The 18,724-nt window shown below is 70.1% G+C and carries 16 protein-coding genes; 9 read left to right on the plus strand and 7 right to left on the minus strand.

The features are described 5' to 3' along the window. Positions 1 to 35: 35 nt before the first annotated feature. Positions 36 to 1,433 carry a DUF1501 domain-containing protein gene (locus GobsT_RS04985; RefSeq protein WP_010046793.1) on the minus strand — a complete coding sequence of 466 codons (1,398 nt, stop codon included), beginning with the start codon at positions 1,431 to 1,433 and terminating at the stop codon, positions 36 to 38. A gap of 12 nt (positions 1,434 to 1,445) precedes the next feature. Further along, positions 1,446 to 3,797 carry a PSD1 and planctomycete cytochrome C domain-containing protein gene (locus GobsT_RS04990; protein ID WP_010046790.1) on the minus strand — a complete coding sequence of 784 codons (2,352 nt, stop codon included), beginning with the start codon at positions 3,795 to 3,797 and terminating at the stop codon, positions 1,446 to 1,448. 913 nt (positions 3,798 to 4,710) lie between these two features. Here GobsT_RS04990 and GobsT_RS04995 point away from each other — a divergent pair. Continuing rightward, complete coding sequence (locus tag GobsT_RS04995) at positions 4,711 to 6,621, plus strand: adenylate/guanylate cyclase domain-containing protein (RefSeq protein WP_010046786.1); 1,911 nt, start codon at positions 4,711 to 4,713, stop codon at positions 6,619 to 6,621. Positions 6,622 to 6,912: 291 nt separating this feature from the next. Here the strand turns inward: GobsT_RS04995 and GobsT_RS05000 are convergent, their stop codons facing one another. Continuing rightward, positions 6,913 to 7,284: a type II toxin-antitoxin system PemK/MazF family toxin gene (locus tag GobsT_RS05000; RefSeq protein ID WP_033199369.1), complete on the minus strand. Its 372-nt coding sequence runs from the start codon at positions 7,282 to 7,284 to the stop codon at positions 6,913 to 6,915. Then, complete coding sequence (locus GobsT_RS05005; RefSeq protein WP_010046782.1) at positions 7,281 to 7,511, minus strand: AbrB/MazE/SpoVT family DNA-binding domain-containing protein; 231 nt, start codon at positions 7,509 to 7,511, stop codon at positions 7,281 to 7,283. Before GobsT_RS05005 ends, GobsT_RS05000 begins: the two co-directional genes overlap by 4 nt. Positions 7,512 to 8,003: 492 nt before the next feature. On the opposite strand from GobsT_RS05005, the gene GobsT_RS05010 reads away from it, so the two are divergent. Then, positions 8,004 to 9,245, plus strand: a complete 1,242-nt coding sequence (locus GobsT_RS05010) for an Lpg1974 family pore-forming outer membrane protein (RefSeq protein WP_010046781.1) — start codon at positions 8,004 to 8,006, stop codon at positions 9,243 to 9,245. Positions 9,246 to 9,570: 325 nt separating this feature from the next. Here GobsT_RS05010 and GobsT_RS05015 read toward each other — a convergent pair whose 3' ends face one another. After that, positions 9,571 to 10,206, minus strand: a complete 636-nt coding sequence (locus tag GobsT_RS05015; protein WP_010046777.1) for a class I SAM-dependent methyltransferase — start codon at positions 10,204 to 10,206, stop codon at positions 9,571 to 9,573. 120 nt (positions 10,207 to 10,326) lie between these two features. Here GobsT_RS05015 and GobsT_RS05020 point away from each other — a divergent pair, with 120 nt between their 5' ends. The 3 genes from GobsT_RS05020 to GobsT_RS05030 are packed head-to-tail and all read left to right on the plus strand — an operon-like array spanning position 10,327 to position 11,980. Beyond that, positions 10,327 to 10,524, plus strand: coding sequence for a hypothetical protein (locus GobsT_RS05020; RefSeq protein ID WP_010046775.1), 198 nt, complete (start codon positions 10,327 to 10,329; stop codon positions 10,522 to 10,524). Between the two features lie 11 nt (positions 10,525 to 10,535). Then, complete coding sequence (locus GobsT_RS05025) at positions 10,536 to 11,558, plus strand: TIGR02996 domain-containing protein (protein WP_010046772.1); 1,023 nt, start codon at positions 10,536 to 10,538, stop codon at positions 11,556 to 11,558. A gap of 59 nt (positions 11,559 to 11,617) precedes the next feature. Then, the gene (locus GobsT_RS05030; RefSeq protein WP_010046770.1) at positions 11,618 to 11,980 is read left to right on the plus strand and encodes a hypothetical protein; all 363 of its coding nucleotides are present in this window, start codon (positions 11,618 to 11,620) and stop codon (positions 11,978 to 11,980) included. Positions 11,981 to 12,139: 159 nt separating this feature from the next. Here GobsT_RS05030 and GobsT_RS05035 read toward each other — a convergent pair whose 3' ends face one another. After that, positions 12,140 to 12,877, minus strand: coding sequence for a hypothetical protein (locus GobsT_RS05035; RefSeq protein WP_010046766.1), 738 nt, complete (start codon positions 12,875 to 12,877; stop codon positions 12,140 to 12,142). A gap of 212 nt (positions 12,878 to 13,089) precedes the next feature. Here GobsT_RS05035 and GobsT_RS05040 point away from each other — a divergent pair, with 212 nt between their 5' ends. Together GobsT_RS05040 and GobsT_RS05045 are read left to right on the plus strand one after the other, a co-directional pair. Beyond that, a complete protein-coding gene (locus GobsT_RS05040) occupies positions 13,090 to 13,365 on the plus strand; it encodes a hypothetical protein (RefSeq protein WP_109571267.1) in 276 nt (91 codons plus the stop codon). Positions 13,366 to 13,942: 577 nt separating this feature from the next. Next, a complete protein-coding gene (locus GobsT_RS05045) occupies positions 13,943 to 14,617 on the plus strand; it encodes a hypothetical protein (protein ID WP_010050248.1) in 675 nt (224 codons plus the stop codon). Positions 14,618 to 14,659: 42 nt separating this feature from the next. Here the strand turns inward: GobsT_RS05045 and larB are convergent, their stop codons facing one another. Then, positions 14,660 to 15,433, minus strand: coding sequence for a nickel pincer cofactor biosynthesis protein LarB (gene larB, locus GobsT_RS05050; protein WP_010050245.1), 774 nt, complete (start codon positions 15,431 to 15,433; stop codon positions 14,660 to 14,662). 272 nt (positions 15,434 to 15,705) lie between these two features. Here larB and GobsT_RS05055 point away from each other — a divergent pair, with 272 nt between their 5' ends. Together GobsT_RS05055 and GobsT_RS05060 are read left to right on the plus strand one after the other, a co-directional pair. Continuing rightward, positions 15,706 to 17,547, plus strand: a complete 1,842-nt coding sequence (locus GobsT_RS05055; RefSeq protein ID WP_010050243.1) for a hypothetical protein — start codon at positions 15,706 to 15,708, stop codon at positions 17,545 to 17,547. 169 nt (positions 17,548 to 17,716) lie between these two features. Next, a complete protein-coding gene (locus GobsT_RS05060; protein WP_010050240.1) occupies positions 17,717 to 18,601 on the plus strand; it encodes a GGDEF domain-containing protein in 885 nt (294 codons plus the stop codon). Positions 18,602 to 18,724: the final 123 nt, after the last annotated feature.

Genomic DNA, 18,724 nt, shown 5'->3' on the forward strand with positions numbered 1-18,724 from the left:
CATGTGCCGGGCCTCGTTGTCCCGGCAATCGCGGCTCACGCGAACAGGTCTTTCACCACGGTGCCGTGAACGTCGGTGAGCCGGAAGTCGCGGCCCGCGTGCCGGTACGTCAGGCGCTCGTGGTCCAGCCCGAGCAGCGCCAGGACCGTGGCGTGCAGGTCGTGGACGTGGACCTTGTTCTCCGCCGCGTGCCAGCCGTAATCGTCGGTGGCGCCGTACCGGAACCCGGGCTTCACCCCGCCGCCGGCCATCCACACCGTGAACCCCTCCGGGTTGTGGTCGCGGCCGTCGTTCCCGCCCCCCTCCACCGTGGGCGTGCGGCCGAACTCGCCGCCCCACAGCACCAGCGTGTCCTTCAGCAGCCCGCGGGCCTTCAGGTCCTTGAGCAGCCCCGCGATGGGCTTGTCCACCTCGCGGGCGTTCTTCGCGTGGTCCCGGCGCAGGTTCCCGTGCTGGTCCCACTGCACCTTGTCGTCGCTGTGCGTCACCTGCACGAACCGCACCCCGCGCTCCGCCAGCCGGCGCGCCAAAAGGCACTGGCGCCCGAACGGCGCGGTGACCGGGTCGTCCAGACCGTACAGCGCCCGCGTCTTGTCGGTCTCTTTCGAGGTGTCTTCGGCCTCGGGCATCGCGCGCTGCATCCGGAAGGCCAGCTCGAACGACTCCAGCCGCCCTTCCAGCGCGCCGTCCGGACCGGCCTGGGCCAGGTGCTCGCGGTTCAGGTCCGCGAGCAGGTCGAGCTGCGTCCGCTGCGCGTCGCGCGTGAGTGCGGGGTTCTCGATGTACTTCACCTTCGCCTTCTCGAACGGCGTGCCGGCGTTGCCCAGCGGCACGCCCTGGCACGACGCCGGCAGGAACGCCGAGCCCCAGTTGTTCACCCCGCCGTGCGCGAGCGTCGGGCACACGGTGACGAACGCCGGCAGGTTCGCGTTCGCGGTGCCCAGCCCGTATGCGATCCACGCGCCCATGCTGGGCCGCACGAAGTTGTCGCTGCCGGTGTGCAGCTTCAGCGCCGCGCCGCCGTGCGCCGGGTTGGTGCCGTGCAGCGAGTGGACGAAGCAGATGTCGTCCACGCACCCCGCGACGTGCGGGAACAGGTCGCTCACCGGGCTGCCGCACTGGCCGTACCGCTTGAACTTCCACGGCGACTTGAGCAGGTTCCCGGTCTTGGCGAACACCACCCGGGGCCGCGGCCCCGGGTACGGCTTGCCGTCGTCGCGGTCGAGCAGCGGCTTGGGCTCGAACGTGTCGAGGTGCGACGGCCCGCCCTTCATGAACAGGAAGATGACCCGCTTCGCCTTCGGCTCGAAGTGCGGCTTCGGCGCGCCCCCGGCGTCGGCCGCGTGCAGCAGGTCCGCCAGCGCGAGCGAGCCGAACCCGAGCGCCGTGTCGCGCAGAACCTGGCGCCGCGAGGGCCGGAAATGAGTGCTCATGTCGCCCCTCGGTTACGGAATGTGAATGAACTCGTTGGCCGCGAGCACCGCCTGACACACCGCGGCCCACGCCTTCCGGGCGCGCTTCGCGGGGTCGGCCTCGCTCGCGAACTCGCGCTCCAGGGCCGCCACGCCGGCGGTCACGCGCTGGACCTCCTTCTCGGACGGCGGCCGACCGTAGGCCAGCGCGAACAGCAGCCCGACGCGTTCGGTGGCACCGCGGTCGGGGCCGGCGAGCACCCGGCCGGCGAGCGCGTCGGCGGCACGGGTCGCGAGGTCGCTGTTCATGAAGAACAGCGCCTGCGTGGGCACGGTGGTGGTGGCGCGGTCGCCGTTCGGCACCGCCGCGTCCGGGGCATCGAACAGTTGGAACACGTCGTACAGGTTGTTCCGGACGACCGGCAGGTACACGGACCGCCGGGCGCTCGTGTAGGTCGTCTGGTCCTTCGACGTGTGGTCGAACAGGAAGTCGCGGTTCTTGACGTGCGCGAGCACCGGCCCGCCCGCGGAGCGGTCGAGCTGCCCGCCCACCGCGAGCAGCGCGTCGCGGACCGCCTCGGCCTCGAGGCGCTTCACGTTCGCGCGCCACAGGAGGCGGTTGTCCGGGTCGGCCGTGACCGCTTTCGGGTCGTGGGCCGCGCTCATCTGGTACGTCGCGGACAGCATGAGCCGCTTGTGCAGCGCCTTGACGCTCCAGCCGTTGCGGACGAAGTCGGCCGCGAGCCGGTCGAGCAGTTCGGGGTGCGTCGGCTTCTCGCCGATGAGCCCGAAGTTGTCGGCGGACCGCACCAGCCCCTTACCGAAGTGCCAGCGCCACACCCGGTTCACCATCACGCGCGGGGTGAGCGGGTGCTTCGGGTCGGTGAGCCAGTTGGCCAGTTCGAGCCGGCCGCTCTGGGTCTTCGGCAGCGGGGGCTGCTTCTCCCCGGCGAGCACGACCGGGAACCGCCGCGCGACGACCGGCCCGGGGGTGAGGTGGTTGCCCCGGCGCAGAAGCGGCACGTCAACGGGCGTGCCCTCGGTCGTCCCCATCGCGGAGGGGAGTTCGGGCGCGGCCTTCTCCAGCGCGGCGATCTCGTCCTGGAGCTTCTTCGCGGCCTGCTTGGACGCCTCGTCGGGCTTCCCGCCGAGCGCCTTCAGCTCGCCCTTCCGCTTCGCTATTTTCGCGTCGTGTTCGGCCTTTCGCTTGGCCTCCTCGGGAGCGGTGAGTGGGTTCTCGTGCCACCGCGCGACCTTTCGGAAGTGCTCCATCGTCTTCGTACCGGCGAACACGCCCGCCAGCGCGTAGTAATCGGCGAGCGTGATGGGGTCGAACTTGTGGTCGTGGCACCGGGCGCACCCGATCGTCAGCCCCATTACCGTGCGCCCGAGCGTGTCGAGTTGCTCGTCCACGATGTCGAGTTCCATCTTCTTTTCGTCGGGCTCGGCGAGCACCTTCGGCCCGAGCGCCAGGAACCCGGTCGCGATCAACTGCTCGTTCCGCGCGGCGGGCGTGTCGGCCGGGAGCAGATCCCCCGCGACCTGCTCCCGCAGGAACCGGTCGTAGGGCTTGTCGGCGTTGAAGCTCGCGATGACGTAGTCGCGGTACCGCCAGGCGTTGCCGTGCGCGATGTTCTCGTCGAGGCCGTTGCTGTCCGCGTACCGGGCCACGTCGAGCCAGTGCCGGCCCCACCGCTCGCCGTAGTGCGGTGACGCCAGCAGCCGGTCGATGACCGCCTCGAAGGCGCCCGGGGCGCTGTCTTTCAGGAACGCGTCGATCTCTTCGGGCGTGGGCGGGAGGCCGGTCAGATCGAACGTCGCGCGGCGGATGAGCGTGCGCTTGTCGGCCGGCGGAGCGGGTTTCAGACCGGCGGCTTCGAGCTTCGCCAGCACGAACCGGTCGAGGTCGGAGCGGGGCCACGCCGCGTTTGTGACCGCCGGCGGCGCGGGCGCGGCGACGGGCTGAAAGGCCCAGTGCTTCGTCGGGTCCGCCGTCGCGGTGCCGGCCGCCGCTGGGAAGAAGGCGCCGCGGGCGGCCCACTTCGCGAGGTCGGCAATTTCGGCGTCGGTGAGCTTCTTACCGGGCGGCATCTGTTCGACGCCGTTCGCGTGGCGCACCGCGCGGAGCAGCAGCCCCTCGTCGGGCTTGTCCTTCGCGAACAGGGGCGCACCGGACCCGCCGCCCTTCGCGAGCGCGGCGGCCGAGTCGAGCCGCAGGTCGCCCTTTTGCTTCTCCGGCCCGTGGCACTTGAAGCACTTTTCGACCAGGAGCGGCCGGATCCGTGCTTCGAAGAACTTCACGTCCTCGGGCGTCGGGTCGGCGGCGCGGGCCGGCGCCCCGAGGGCCAGCAGAAGGACAGGTAGAACGAGCGGGGTTGATCGCATGGCGTGCCGGGTTGGGAAGCGCGGCGGGTGGGAGTCAACATCTTCCCACAGCGACCGCACCGGTGCAAGTCGCTAGGCGCCACGCGGTCCGCGGGCGTCTCAATAACCTGATGGCACCGCGCCTCATTTCTCGTGTCGGGCTGCTCGGAAGTTCGCGCTACCGCTTTTTTGAGCGGCTCGGCGCCGCGTATGGCCCAGAGTCGCGAGAGCACACGCCGGGGTCAATTGCACGCAAGTTGCTATTTTGCATTGGCTTGCACCGTCGGACCGAGCGCTATAAGCTGTCGCTTTGCGAACCGTATCGTGCGTTGGAAGCGTGAAATTCGTGCCAGTAGTGTCCCAGCGAACGGGGAGTCGGTTGGAAGCGAGTCGGTAGCAGAGGGCCAGCAAGGAAACCAGTCGACGACCCGCCCGGCTGTAACCTCCGTTACAAAGGGCCGCCCTGTTGCGAGCGGCACAGTCGCCCCGATCGCCCTGCCTTTTATTTGATAAACGGCAGCAAGACCTGCACAGTCACCCATGAACCGGCGTCCGTTACTCCTGTCGCGCCGGCACGCATGGTCGTTTCGCGGGTCGCGGCCGCCTCGGAGTGAGCCACCAACCCTTGTAAGGGCACATATACGGCTGATGGCCCGCAGCCGTAATTCGGGTTCCTCGCGATTCGGCGCCACGGCTGACGCGCGCGCGGATCGAGCGGGCGCCCTCCCGGTTCGATCCCGCAGGGTTCGGCAAGGTGAATGAAATTTGCGCCCCGCCTTGGTAAAATCCGGGAGGCCGCCGGCGGCCGGGTGCCCCGCGCCCGGCCCGAAAACTTCTATGCCCCTGCCCCCCACCGGTCCGTTTCAGGAAGTACGATAAAGGGTACGGTGTGGCGCGGGCGCGCCCCGCCGGCGCAGGGAGGAGTTCGCAGACGATGGCTGAGATCGAAGCGATCACCGACGTCCAGGCCGACCCCAGGAAGTCGGCGGTCATGGCGCGGCAGTACGGGCGGCGGTTCCCGCTGCCCCCCAACAAGCCGCTCAACCTCGGCCGCGACGAAGGCAAGATGGACATCGCCATCCCGGAGGACGACCAGATCTCCCGGTTCCAGGCGATCCTCACCTGGGAGCCGGCCAAGGAGAAGCTCACCGTCCAGACCCGCCCCACCAACCCGGGCTACCCCAACCCCCCGGCCAACCAGACCCTCATCTTCGACGAGAAGTCCAAGCGGCTCATCGAGGCCCCGCAGGGCCGGTGCGTGGTCGGCCGCGGCGAGTCGTTCTGGATCGGCCAGACCCGGTTCACCCTGCACAGCGACGACGAGTCGGCGCCGGAGAGCCCGGTGGACGCCACCATCGCGCCGCGGCAGGAGGAGAAGACCCGCGCCCAGCTCGAGGAGATCCCGTTCGCCAACCCGGCCGCGGCCCTCCGCGCGATGGAGAACCTGCCCAACACCATCCGCGCCGTCGGCAACGAGCAGGCCCTGTTCCGGCAGATGCTGCGGGTGGTGATGGACGCGATGCCGCGGGCCGACGCCGCCGCCATCGTCCGCATCCCCCCGGACTGCCCGCCGAACGAGAAGCGGCTCAGCGTGCCGGAGTTCAGCGTGCGGCCCAACACGTCGCACGCGCAGAGCGGGTTCAACCCGTCGAAGCGGCTCGCCCACCGGGCCATCCTCGAGCGCCGGCGGAGCTGCCTGCACTGCTGGTCCCCGGACTCCACCGGCAGCGGCGGCGCCGAACTCACGATGGCCGACACGCACGTCCACGGGGTCACCCCGTGGGCCGTCTGCACCCCGTTCCAGGACGGCTCCCGGTACGCGCTGTACGTCGCCGGCCAGACCGGCGGCCAGTGGAACATGCTCGACAAGGCCGCCCAGGACAAGATCGTCAGCGACCTCACGCAGTACCAGAAGATCGGCGAGCTGCTCGTCGGGGTGATCGAGACGACCCTCCGCGTGAGCCGGCTCACCGAGCAGAACAAGGTGATCCGCCGGGCGTGGCCGCAGAGCCTGTGGAAGTACCTCGACGACCCGGCCGAGCTGGAGCGGATGCTGGTCCCCGAGGAGAAGACCATCACCACGCTGTTCTGCGACCTGCGGAACTACTCCCTGTTCGCCTCGCAGAACGCGTCGCAGCTCATCCAGTCGCAGCGCGAGATCGGCAACGCGCTGAACACGATGGCCTCGGCCATCACCGACCGCGACGGGGTGGTGGGCGGGTTCCGCGGGGACGCGGTGCTCGGGTTCTGGGGGTGGCCGAAGCTCCAGCACCGGCAGGTGGAGCTGGCGGCCCGGGCGGCGCTGGCGATCGCCGGGCGGCTGAACGACTACACCCGCACCGGGCGGTGCGGGGTGGCCATCACCCACGGCACCGCGGTGGCCGGGCGCCTGGGGGCGCACGACCTGGCTGTGGTGGACCTGTACGGCCCGGTGGTGAACCTCACGTTCCGGCTCGAGGGCATGACGAAGGCGTTCGGGGTGCCGATCATCGTGTCGGAGGAGATCGCGCAGCAGGTGCGCGAGGCGGACCCGACCGGCCGCGAGATGCGGACCCGCCCGCTGGGCAAGGTGCGGGCGAAGGGGTTCCCGGAGCCGCTTCAGGCGTTCGAGCTGTACTCGGCGGTGCTGCCGAGCGTCCCGGACTGGCTGCAGGAGCAGTGGGCCGACGCGGTCGAGCTGTTCACCGACGGGAAGTGGGACGCGGCCGCGGGCCTGCTGGCGGACCAGTTCCCGGACGACCCGGCGGGCAAGTGCCTGATCCGCGTGATGGACGCGAACAAGCGCCGGGTGCCGGACAAGTGGGACGGCTCGTTCGCGCCGCCCGCCCCGGCCGGCTCGGAGTGACACGGCCCGCAGACCACCGCCAGCCAACTATGGTTTCAGGCTGCGACCACCAACTTCTGGATCGAGACATACTCGCACCTGTTGATGGACCGCCCCGTTACAGGCTGGACGATCACGCCCACTACCGCCGACGTGCTGCCCGTTTACACCCCCGGGGCAACGAGCCTCGATTACGCGATCTGGCTCCTCGGAAACTAGTCATGGCGACGCCGCCGGACCTCGAAAAGCGATGCAGGGCAAATGAGTAAGCCCCCGGGACCTCCGGGGCCTTACTTCTACTCAAAATCCAAGCTACTCATCATCCGTCTCAATAGGGCAGAACACGCCCTCGGGGTCAATCAAAGCGAGCACTTTCTCTACCACCTGATTAACCGTCTCCTCGTCAAATTTGGCAAACGGCTGGCCGCCTCGGTTCTTCCAGTCCACGCTCTTCATCTGATCACTCAGAATCACGCCAGTCACGCCAGTGCCCGGGGGAGCTGCCACCTCAAACGGCTGCCCCCTCACCGTGTTCGTGATGGGGCACACAATAGCCATCCCTCGCTTGTTGTATTCCGCAGGAGAGACTACCAAGGCCGGGCGGTGTCCCGCTTGCTCATGTCCCGCTTGGGGGTTGAAGTCCAAGCGGATCACGTCACCACGGGCCGGAACCGAAACGCTCATAAAACCTCGTTACCAACAGGTGGACCGAAATCGACAGGTTCATGCTGGTTCTCATCGGTCATGAGAGCCAACAGCTTTGCTAGGGAAGGCCGGCGACGCACGGCCTTCACGATCCGAACGCGCACTTCTTCGAGTCCGATCTGCTCCACCGTGACCAGCTTCTCCTTAAAGTTTGCTGGCAACACAACACGGACCCGATCGTCAACCTTTCGAGTGACGATAGACATAGAACCATTCCTCGTGATTACGTCACTCAACTAATGGGTGACGCTAAAGAAGGCGATTCGCGCCTTGCGAAGATGGGGCGCGGCATTGTTGTGTCGCTCCCCCATCGACCCCTATGCAGGGCCGCTCCCACACGACAGCACCTTACCATAAATGACACACGTGGGTCAACGGGGCTTTCCCACTGGTGGGAAAATGGGCATGCCATTAAGCGTTTGGAGCTGGGTTAACGAAGCAAGACCCGTTTCCAACCCCTGCAGGGCAACGCAGAGATTCAGACTCGGATAAGTGTCCAATGACAGCAAATTCGTAACTCCCTAATTTCCAATCATTACGTCGCTTTGCCGGGTGGATCTTGTGGTCACCCAGGCTACCTAGCTGAACCCTTGCGCAGCCCGGCGCGCCCTCAATCGTCTCTTGATTCGCCCCGCCCCCGCCGGTATGCGGCCCGCCAAACTGTGGTTGCGCGGGCTGTTTTCTGGGGGAGTTCGGCCATGCGATACGTCCGCTCGCTGTTGGGGGTCGGGGCACTTTTGGTCGGCGCCGGTGGCGCCGCGGCCCAACCGGGTGCGTTCCCCGGCGCCGGCGAGCGGGCGCCGGGCGGCGCGCCGTCGGCCCCGGTTTCCGCGCCGGCGTCGCTCCCGCCCGTCAGCACCGTCCCGCCCGGAACCGCGCCGGCGGCGCCGGTGCGGTCGCTCGCCGCGCTGTCCGACGACCACCTGCCGGTCAAGGACCTGACCCCGCACGGCGGGTTCGGGGACATCCACCCGCCCGCGGACCACGGGCACCACGAGGTCTCCGGCGCGCTGAACGCGGTGGTGCCGAGCCACGGCGGCTGGTACGTGTCCGCCGAGTACCTGCTGATGCGGCCGCGCACCTCGGACCTCGACTTCGCCGTCCGGAACACCGCCGCCACCGGGCTGGCCACCACCGGCCCGATCGACTCGCTCAAGTACCAGCTCGGCAGCGGCATTCGGGCCGGGCTCGGGTACGTGTTCGACGGCGGCAAGTGGGAGGCGACGTTCCAGTACACGTACCACACCGCCGGCGGCGACAGCACCGTCTTCGCGCCGGCCGCGGCGGCGAACCCGGCGGCCAACACGGTGCCGAGTTCGGCGGTGCTGTTCCCGACGCTGACCCGCCCCGGCCTGACCGACCGCGCGCTGAGCGCCACGGCCACCGCGGACCTCGACTACCAGTTGTTCGACATGGCCGCCGGCCGCCGGTTCGTGATCTCGGACAACCTGGCGGTGCGGGCGCTGGCCGGGTTCCGGTTCGCGGACATCCGGCAGACGTTCAACGCGTTCTACGACGGGTCCGACGCGCGGCGGGCGGCGGTGAAGACCCGGTCGCGGTTCGAGGGGTTCGGCCCGACGCTCGGAGCCGAGGGCACGCTGGCCGCGGAGTACGGGTTCCACCTGTACGCCCGGGGCCAGTTCGGGTTCCTCAGCGGCCGGAGCACCAACCAGGTGCTCGAAACCAACGACAGCGGCGCGACGACCTACGTGAACGTCCGCAACGACACCCAGCGCGAGGTGCCGTTCGGCACGGTCGCGCTCGGCCTGGGCTGGCAGTACCGCACCATCGCGCTCCGGGCCGGGTACGAGGTGACGCACTGGCAGGACATCTTCTCCCGCCCGCGGTTCACCGACGACGTGGGGCAGGGGAAGGTCATCAACCGCCCGTCGAGCCTGTCGCTGGAAGGGCTGTTCATCCAGGCCAGCGTGATCTACTGAGCGCGGGAGCCGGTCACACGTGCCCGGTGGTCGTGTCGCAGTTCTTGACGGCCGCGACCGCCCGGGAGCGGGGCACGAACGCGAGATGGGGATGAAGACCGTTTTGACAGGATCGACCGGATGAACAGGATTTAAAATCGGTCGGTCTTCATCCTGTCGATCCTGTCGATCCTGTCAAAAATTGCCTTCAGAAGCGTGCGCCCCGCACGGGCCGCAAGAAGCAGCCCGTTCTCGTACACGTGCCCGGCGGTCGCGGCTCGTCAGAAAGCGACACCCGCGGCGGGCCCCTGTACGAGCGCACAGGGCGGCCCCCCCGCACCGCAACTCAGCGCCCGCGGCGCTTCCGCTTGCCGCCGTCGCGCACCTTGCGCTTGAGCCGGAACTCGGCGCTGCCGTGGTACGTGGCCAGCACCGCCCCTGCGCCCGCGTAGTGGTCGAACAGGTCGAACACCACCGCCTCCTCGTCGGGCCACGGGTACGCGAAGATCACGTCCATGTCGTCGATCTCGAGTTCCAGCTCCTCGTACGCCTGGTCGCCCTCGGTCGCGAGCCAACTGTACGCCCCGGCGCGGTGGACGCGGTCCTCCGCGCCCGGCGGCACGAAGCTCCCGTGGATCAGCTCCACCGACAGGTCGTAGTCCTCGGCGAGCTGGAGCCCCTCGTCCACCAGCGCGCTCTCGATCTCGATGCCGCAGGCGTCGAACCCGACCATCTCCGCCAGCCCCGCCACCACCCCGAACCCGCACCCCCACTCGCAGAACCGCTGCCCGCGCAGCTCGTCGCTCTCGGCGAGGGCGCGGAGCACCTTGTACGCGGTCTCGTAGTCGCACGGCACGAACGCCGGCACCCGGCACGCGAGCTGGAACCGGTCGATCCGGCGCTCGGCGTCGCGCAGGAACTTGCGCACCGCGGGCGGCGGGTCGTCGTCCGAAACCGGCACCAGCAGTTCGCGCAGTGACATAGAATCGGGCCGCGGGGGAAACGAGTTCGCGTTCGTCGCGGGAATTTTGCGCCCGGGCGGAAGCGGGTTATTAGGATGGAGGAAGTTGTTATACTGGTTCCCGGAACGACGAGGTCCGCGATGAGTGACGAGCAACCCGGTCCGCTCACGGTTGATCAGCGCCGGGCGATCTTCAAGGCGCTGGTCGACGCGCAGGACGGCGGCGCCGGGGTGGCGGCGTCCCGCACCACGGTGGCCGGCAAGTTCGAGGTCACCGAAGATCAGGTGCGCGACATCGAACGCGAGGGCATGGCCCAGCAGTGGCCGCCCCTCGGCTGAGGGCCATCCGCATGACGGTCACCGACGAGCAGGCGTTCCTCGGCGCGATCCTCCGGCACCCGGACGACGACACGCCCCGGCTCGTGTTCGCCGACTGGCTCGACGAGCGCGGCGCGGGCGACGACCCCGCCCGCGCCGCCCTGATCCGCGCGCAGTGCCGGCTCGAAACCCTGCCCGAGGGCAAGGAGCGCAAGGCCGCCGAGAAGGAAACCAAGGCGCTGCTGCGGGCGCACGCGCGGCGCTGGACCGCCCCGCTCCGCGGCGCCTCGCTGGGCGAGAACTGGACGTTCCGCCGCGGCTTCATCGACGGCTGCTCGATCTCGCCCACCCGCTTCGTCAACCACGCCGAGCTCATTTTCCGGCACGCCCCGCTGCTCCGGACGGTCCGCTTCCCGTACGCGAAGGGCGAGGTGGACGGTCTCGCCGCGTGCCCGTTCCTCGCCCGGCTCGCGGCGGTCGACCTGCAACAGATGTGCACCTGCGGCCAGTGCCCCATCGACGTGGAGCTGCGCGCCCTGTTCAAGTCGAAGCACGCGAGCGGGCTGTCGCGGCTCGGCGTCGCGTTCGACCGGATCGACGCGGACATGGCCCGGGCGCTGGTCGCGTCCGAGCCGCTGCGGCGCCTCGCGGCGCTCGACCTCTCGGGCAACCCGCTCGGGGAGGCCGGCGTGCGGGTGCTCGCGGGCGCGGGGCACTTCACCCGGCTGGCGGAGCTGGCCCTCAACGTGACCGAACTGGACGCGGCGGCCGTGGCCGCGCTGGGAACGGCCCGCCTCCCGGCGCTCACGAAGCTGAGCCTGGCCGGCAACAACCTGCGGCCGGGGGTGGTTCGAGCCCTGGTCGCCGCTCCCCTCCTCGCGCAACTCGCGGAACTGAACCTGTCGGACAACCGGATCGGCGAGGGCGGGGCCGCGGCGCTCGCCAAGCTACCCGCGGCCGCGCCGCTCACGCGGCTGGACGTGCGCCGCAACGCGCTGAGCGAGAAGGCGATCCGGGCGCTGAAGGCGCGCTTCGGTAAGGGCGTGTGGGTCTGATACCAAATCCAGTCGTTTCAAGTTTCAAGTTCCAGGTTCGGCCACCGGAGGGGCGCGTTGTGAAGATCGGTTGCCACTGCGGGGCGTCGATCATCGACCAGACCGACGAACTGCCGCACAAGGGGCACCTGATCCCGGACCAAGCGTGGTTCTCCACTAACGATGCCATCGACGACGAGGTGATCGACCCGGTGGCCGACGGTCGGCTGGGCAAGGAGGAGGCGTACCACCTCGCCCGCCGCATCATCGGCCGGTCGGCCCGGCTCATGTGGCAGTGCCGGGCGTGCGGCCGGCTGTACGTCGATAGCCGCGACGGGCAGCTCCGGTGCTTCGTGCCGGAGGGCGAGCCCGCCGACCGCGAGGTTCTCCGCGGTGGGCAAAGGCCAGCCGAACCCGGCGCGGCACCTGACACTGCCGGCTGATTCGGGGCGCCGCTCATCCGGTGATGGCGGTGCAGGTGATCTGTCAGTTGGGAACCGGCTCGGCTAAAGCCCCGGGCCGTTCGTGTGCATTGCGCTGCACGTGGAACTTGGAACTTGAAACTGCTGGAATCGCCGACGGGCCAGCCGGCGGCTCCGGCCCTACTTCGGCCCCTTCCGGTTCCGCGCCGCGGCCTGGCGCGGGACCGCGCCGACCGGCAGCAGCTTCGGCCGCGGCACCACCGCCCCGACGATGCCCCCGTGCGCCTCCCACAGCTCGCGCGCGCCGGCCCGCAGGAACGCGAACGCGGCCGGGGCCGGGTGGTCGGCGAGGTAGTCGTCCACCAGCTCCCCCATCCGCTCGTCGTACCGGTCCTTCGAGTGCGAGTGGACGGCGTACCGGCCCGGGTGCCGGCGCAGGTCGCCGTTGAAGCTCGGGGCCATGTGGTACAGCTCGTGGAACACCGTGATCAGCTTCTCGCGGAACGTCTGGTCCAGGAACCGGGGCAGGCAGAAGGTGAGCACGTACAGCATCTCGCGCCCGTCCACGAAGAACCGCTGCACCTGGTAGTCCGTGGGGCCGTGCGAGCGGGTCAGCGCGCCGTCGCGGAACCGCAGCGGGGTGACGCGGGCCTGGAGCCCGTACCGGCTGCGGTTGCGGCTCGGGGTGAACGACACCAGCACCCGCGGCATGTGGACGTGGCGCAGCTCCTCGCACCGGGCGGCGACGTCCGCGCACAGCGCGGTCATCCGGGCGCTGAAGTCGAACGCGGCCCCGGCGCGGCCCGGGGCGGGCGGCCGCACGCCGTCGGGAACGACCCACCGAGCGGGGAGCGGGCGCCGGTCGTCCCAGCGGAGTTCCAGCGGGAGTGTACGGGCGCTGTGCCGTGTGCCTGGCATCCGTCGGTCCGGCGTGGAGCGATTGGGGGTCAGGGTGCCATGCTAGGGCGGAACGCGAGCCGGGTCAACACGCGCCCGGGCCGCGCCCGCACGACCCCGAAATTTGTCTGAAGGCTCACACCCGGAGCAACCGATAGAAGCAGCGTTCACGGGCGGCGCCCGCGCGGGAGTCGCGGACCGTCGTTCGACACGTAACGGGAGCGAGGATACAGATGCGAACCAATCGGCGCTGGCTGGCGAGCGTCGCGGCCTTGCTCGGGTTGACCCTGACCTGTTCGAGCGGCTGCCAGACGGTGATGGGCGGGATGACGCTGCCCAGCGGGCGGTACCTGGAGCACTACCCGCAGTACTTCGCCCCGGACTCGGCGCACCCGCTGCCGCGCGAGCTGGCGAGCATGGAAGACCCGGCCGGCGAGGCGCGGCGCGGCGCCGTCCCCGGGGCCGCGGCCCCGGTCGCCCCGGCCAACCCGGTTCCCGGCCTGCGGTAGTTGGGGGTGAGGGGCAAGGAGCGAGGAACCCGCTCACGCGCGACCCGGTTACCGGTGTCTGTTTTGGTTTTGTGGCACCGACATTCCTGTCTGTGCGGCCTTCTCGCGCCGCACAGACAGGAATGTCGGTGCCACAAGAAACAGACGCCCGCCACCCGAACCGTGAATGAGCCTACCCTTCTCCGCTTCTTACTTCGGTGCCGTTCCGCGTTTCACATTGGGTCACGGACCGAACGGGCCGGCCGATGTCGGCGGTTCGACCGGAGCGCACGGACGCGCTCCGGTCGAACCGCGCCGCGGGCTGGATCCGCGCGCGGTCTGGCGCCGGCGGTTCGACCGGAGCGCACGGACGCCCTCGTCGAACCGCCGGCGCCAGACCGCGTGGCCGGCCCGAATCGGACGTTGCGCCCGGTGAAGCACGGCCCCGCCCGCTCCGCACCCGACCGTCCCACTGTCCGCCTTGATTCCCCCCCGCCCGGCCGCTATTGGCCGGGCCGAAGCGAACGAGCCCGCAACCGCGCGACACGGATGTCGCGAGTGCGGGCCGCGCCGGTCGACTTCGTGGGGGAAGGGAATCATGGCGCAGGGAACGCGCAGGTGGGTGCGGCTCGCCGCGACCGGCCTCGGGATGCTCGTCTGCACCGGGCTCGTCGGGTGCATGAATACGGGTAAGGACAAAGAGAAGAACAAGATCGGTGCCAAGCAGCCGGCCCCGACCCCGGGGCTGCCCGGCACCCCGACCATATCGACCGGTGCCGCCCGCATGCCGGGGGCGAACCCGTACAGCACCACCGGGATTCAGCAAACCGGCGGGGTCGCTCAGCAGCAGCGGGTCGGCACCACCGGTCAGAACACGCTCAACACGCCCGGCGTGCCGCAGCCGAACTTCGGCGGGCCTTCGAGCTACGGGACCCCGAACACAACCATCGGCGCTCCGGGCCAGACGGGCGTCATGCCGAGCGTGCAACCGCCTCCGAGCGGTCTCTCGCCCGCTTCGTCCGGCTCGCCTCTTGGGGCCGCCCCGCCGGGCAACTGGCCCGGGGCCGGCACCGGTACGGCTGCCGGCGCCGCGCCGTCCGCTGGTCGGGTCTCGCTGTCAACGCCGCCCGCGCCGCAACTCAACAGCCTCGAACCCCTCCCGCCGCCGCCGCCGGGCAGCAGCACCGAGCGGGCGAGCGGCGGGGCGTACACGCCGCTGGCTGCGCCGGTCCCGCCCGCGCCGCCGGCCGTCACGCCCGGTCCGCTCGGCTGAGCCGACGCGCGACGGTGAGCACACCGCGCGAGCGCCCGGGCGTCAGCCCCGGGCCGCTCGCGCTTGCAGCCGTCGCACGAACCGGGCCGCGACGTATCCCGCTTTGAACCCGGCGTCGATGTTGACCGCGCAGACCCCCGCCGAACAACTGTTGAGCATGGTGAGGAGCGCCGCGACCCCGCCGAACGCGGCCCCGTAGCCCACGCTCGTCGGGCACGCGATCACCGGGCAGTCCACCAGCCCGCCAACAACGCTCGGCAGCGCCCCGTCCATCCCGGCCACCACGATGACCACGTCCGCCGCCGCGAGCCGCTCGCGCTGCCGCAGAACGCGGTGCAGCCCGGCGACCCCCACATCGACAATCAGTTCCACCGCGGCGCCCATCACCCGGGCGGTCACCAGCGCCTCCTGAGCGACGGGCAGGTCACTGGTGCCCGCGGTCACGACGCACACCTTCCCCGCGGGCTCGGGCCGCGCGCCCGCGACCGGGAGCCAGAAGGTCCGCGCGAGCCGGTCCTGTTCGGCCTGCGGGAAGTGGCCGGTCAGGTGCGCCGACTGGGCCTCGTTGACGCGGGTGGCGAAGCAGTCCTGCCCGGCCGCGGCGAGGCGCCGCACGGCCCCCTCCACCCACTCCGGCGTCTTGCCCTCGGCGAACACCACCTCCGGGAACCCGCACCGCCGCTGGCGGTCCAGGTCCAGCGTCGCGAAGCTCAGCTCGGCCACGGAAGCCTGCCCCAACCGTTCCGCCGCCTCGCCGACGCCCAGCGCGCCGGTCCGCACGCCCTCGAGCAGTTGGCGCAGTTCGTCTGAAGTCATCGTCACTTCACTCCACAAGCCGCCCCGTCCCCGGGCGGCGAAACAACCGCCCGGGGACGGGCGCGCTGCGCGTCCTCGCTCCCTTCCCTGTTCTAAGCAGCCGACCCCGCTTGAGCACCCCGGAGGATCGCGCCAGGGCGGCCGGTTCCGGAGACTTGAATAATTCCGGCCGCGTCGCGCGAAATACTAAATTCTTCGACCCGCACAGCCGATACACCCGATACGGCCCGCGTTCCGCGCGGGCGTTTTCCTCAGCGCCGGGGAATCGGGTCATGACTTTCGCCGCCGCCGCCCTCCTCGGGCTCACGATGGGCCAGCCGATCGGGCAGGACTACCACGCGATGGCTTCGCGCAACATCAAGCTGCCCATCAAGTACGAAAAGGACCGCCGGTCGATCCGGCACGTGTTCCTGTACGTGGCCCGCAACGGCGAGAACACCTGGCACCAGGAGGGGTCCGTCACCCCCGACAAGGACGCGTTCGTCTACGTCGCCAAGGAGGACGGGCTGTACTGGTTCAAGATGCAGATCGTGGACCTGAAGGGGAACGCGGACCCGGCCAACCTGACCGTGGACCCGCCCGACCTGAAGATGGTCGTGGACACCACGAGACCGGTGATCCGCGTGACGGACGCGAAACGCACCGGCGACGAGATCGTCGTCCAGTGGGCGGTGGACGACAAGTTCCCCAACGACGAAAGCACCCGCGTTCAGTTCCGCGCCACCAACGGCCCTGAAAACGCCTGGCAGGACGTCACCCTGCCGGCGGGCGCGCGGACCGGGGTGCGGTTCCCGAGCGGCATCAGCGAGGGCGTCACGGTGAAGATCAGCACCGCGGACGTGGCCGGGAACCGCGCCGAGGTCACCCGCGACTTCCCGGCCGGCAACGCGAACGCGAGCACGACGACGGCCCTGTCGCCGCCGGCCCCGACCCCGCCCGCCGCCGCGCTGGCCGGCGCGGGCGGGACCGCACTCGCGCCGCCGGCGATGGAGGCGCTCCCGACCAACCCCAGCCCGCTCCCGCTCAACCCCACGCCGCCCGGGCCGGGGCCGGTCGCGCCGACGAACCCGGCGCCCCTTCAGCCGCAACCGCACACGCCGCTCGTGCCGCTCGCCACGGCCCCGCCGGCCGGCGTGCTGCCGACCAACCCGCCCCCGGTGAACCCGGTCCCGGCGGGCGTCGGGGCGCTCCCGACCCAGCCGCAGCCGGGTGCGGCGACGTTCCCGGTTCAAACCCCGCCGAGCGCGCCGCTCGTGAGCACCCCGCCGGCGCCAGAAGGGCCGAAGCCGCTCGCCGTGGTCGATCCGCGGGCCGTGCCCCCGGCCCCGGCCCCGGGCGCGACGACCCAGCAGGCCGCGGCATGGTCCGGCGCGAGCCCGACCGTCGAGGTGACCCGCGCCCAGGTGATCAGCTACCCGCGGTTCGACCTCGGGTTCGACCTCGAGTCCCGCGGGCCGTCGGGCCTCAGCCGGGTGGACCTGTGGGTCACCCGCGACGACGGGCGCAACTGGCGGAAGTGGAGCCAGCACAACAACAAGGAAGCCAAGGGCGGGTCCGTCCGGGTGTCGCTCGACGCCGCAGAGAACCCGCAACTGGAGGGCCACTACGGGTTCCGGCTGGTGCCCGTCAGCGGCGCGGGGCTGAGCGAGCGCGAGCCCGTGGCCGGCGACGCGCCCGACATGCGGGTGGTGCTGGACGTGACCCCGCCGCAGCTCGACCTGTTCCCGCCGCAGTCGGACCCGAACGCCCCCGACACGCTCGTCATCCAGTGGCGGGCCAGCGACAAGAACTTCGGTGACGACCCGATCACGCTGGAGTGGAGCGACGCGGCCGCCGGCCCGTGGAAGCCGGTGGCGGGCGCCGCCGCCGCCGACCAGCCGGTCCTCCGCGACACCACGCTGGACGCGCCGGTCCCCAAGCGGCTCGCGAACACCGGGCAGTACAGTTGGCGGGTGCCCGCGGGCGTGCCGGCCCGCGTGTACCTGAAGGCGACCGCCCGCGACGCCGCCGGGAACGTCAAGGAGGTCGTCACCCGCGAGCCGATCCTGGTCGACCTGACCAAACCCCGTGCGAAAATTAACGGGATCGTGCCGCCGGTTTCGCCCCGGCCGTAATAGTTCGTGCCGAAGCGTGAAGGCGGTTATTGCGTGGCGTGATTATTCGCGCGATTTCAGGCGACCGCTTGCTTCGGGTGGCCCCTGTAATTTCCGTGAACTACGGTTTCGTAGCGGTCGAACGTCCCGCACTCTCTCAACGCCGAACGCAATGTTGCCAGGTCGCGCGATGGCCGAAAAAGCTTCCGAGACGTGGATCAGCGCGCCGAAGAAGCTGTCCACGGCGAAGCAGGCATGCCTCGTTCACATTTACCCCACCGGCCCGACGATGGGGTGCCGCTACCCGCTCACCGACCGCCCGCTGGTGCTCGGCCGGGCGGAGGACGCGGACATCCGCCTGACGGACCACTCGGTGTCCCGCCGGCACGCGGTCATCGAGCCGGCCGGGGAGGGGTACTGCGTCTCCGACCAGCGCAGCACCAACGGCACGTTCGTCAACGACCGGGTGATCGAGCCGTCGCGGCTCCTGCGGGACGGCGACTACCTGCGGGTCGGGAACTGCCTGTACCGGTACCTCGCGGGCGGCAACATCGAGGCGGAGTACCACGAAGAGATCTACCGGCTGACGATCCTCGACGGGCTCACCCAGATCCACAACAAGCGGTACCTGGACGAGTTCCTGGAGCGCGAGGTGGTGCGGTCGCAGCGGCACCGGCGGCCGCTGTCGGTGCTGGCGCTGGACATCGACAAGTTCAAGACGATCAACGACAGCATGGGGCACCTGTGCGGCGACTTCCTGCTGCGCGAGCTGGCCGGGGTGGTGCGCGAGTCGGTGCGCCAGGAGGACCTGTTCGCCCGGGCCGGCGGCGAGGAGTTCGTGGTGGTGCTCGTCGAGACCACCAAGGACGACGCGCTGCACGTGGCCGAGCGGCTGCGGGAGGCGGTGGCCGCGCACGAGTTCCGGTTCGAGGCGACGCCGATCAAGATGACGATCAGCATCGGGCTGGCCAGCACGGTGGGCGACGAGGTCACCACCCCGCACCACCTGCGCCAGGACGCGGACCAGAAGCTGTACGAGGCCAAGCGCACCGGCCGCAACCGCGTCTGTAGCTGAGGGCGAAGGGCAGAAGATTTAGCCACAAAAAAGCACAAAGGGCACAAAAGCAAACCGAAGACGAAGACAGAAGAGGATTAGCCACAAAAAAGCACAAAGGGCACAAAAGCAAACCGAAGACGA

This window comes from Gemmata obscuriglobus, assembly GCF_008065095.1.
In the GTDB taxonomy this organism is placed as follows: Bacteria; Planctomycetota; Planctomycetia; order Gemmatales; family Gemmataceae; genus Gemmata; species Gemmata obscuriglobus.

Bases quoted from the DNA above. Each gene is read 5' to 3' on its own strand.
- larB (WP_010050245.1), bottom strand. From the start codon at position 15,433: ATGACTTCAGACGAACTGCGCCAACTGCTCGAGGGCGTGCGGACCGGC.
- GobsT_RS05040 (WP_109571267.1), top strand. From the start codon at position 13,090: ATGCGAACCAATCGGCGCTGGCTGGCGAGCGTCGCGGCCTTGCTCGGG.
- GobsT_RS04990 (WP_010046790.1), bottom strand. From the start codon at position 3,797: ATGCGATCAACCCCGCTCGTTCTACCTGTCCTTCTGCTGGCCCTCGGG.
- GobsT_RS05035 (WP_010046766.1), bottom strand. From the start codon at position 12,877: ATGCCAGGCACACGGCACAGCGCCCGTACACTCCCGCTGGAACTCCGC.
- GobsT_RS05015 (WP_010046777.1), bottom strand. From the start codon at position 10,206: ATGTCACTGCGCGAACTGCTGGTGCCGGTTTCGGACGACGACCCGCCG.
- GobsT_RS05025 (WP_010046772.1), top strand. From the start codon at position 10,536: ATGACGGTCACCGACGAGCAGGCGTTCCTCGGCGCGATCCTCCGGCAC.
- GobsT_RS05000 (WP_033199369.1), bottom strand. From the start codon at position 7,284: ATGAGCGTTTCGGTTCCGGCCCGTGGTGACGTGATCCGCTTGGACTTC.
- GobsT_RS05055 (WP_010050243.1), top strand. From the start codon at position 15,706: ATGACTTTCGCCGCCGCCGCCCTCCTCGGGCTCACGATGGGCCAGCCG.
- GobsT_RS05060 (WP_010050240.1), top strand. From the start codon at position 17,717: ATGGCCGAAAAAGCTTCCGAGACGTGGATCAGCGCGCCGAAGAAGCTG.
- GobsT_RS05045 (WP_010050248.1), top strand. From the start codon at position 13,943: ATGGCGCAGGGAACGCGCAGGTGGGTGCGGCTCGCCGCGACCGGCCTC.
- GobsT_RS04995 (WP_010046786.1), top strand. From the start codon at position 4,711: ATGGCTGAGATCGAAGCGATCACCGACGTCCAGGCCGACCCCAGGAAG.
- GobsT_RS05010 (WP_010046781.1), top strand. From the start codon at position 8,004: ATGCGATACGTCCGCTCGCTGTTGGGGGTCGGGGCACTTTTGGTCGGC.
- GobsT_RS05005 (WP_010046782.1), bottom strand. From the start codon at position 7,511: ATGTCTATCGTCACTCGAAAGGTTGACGATCGGGTCCGTGTTGTGTTG.
- GobsT_RS04985 (WP_010046793.1), bottom strand. From the start codon at position 1,433: ATGAGCACTCATTTCCGGCCCTCGCGGCGCCAGGTTCTGCGCGACACG.
- GobsT_RS05020 (WP_010046775.1), top strand. From the start codon at position 10,327: ATGAGTGACGAGCAACCCGGTCCGCTCACGGTTGATCAGCGCCGGGCG.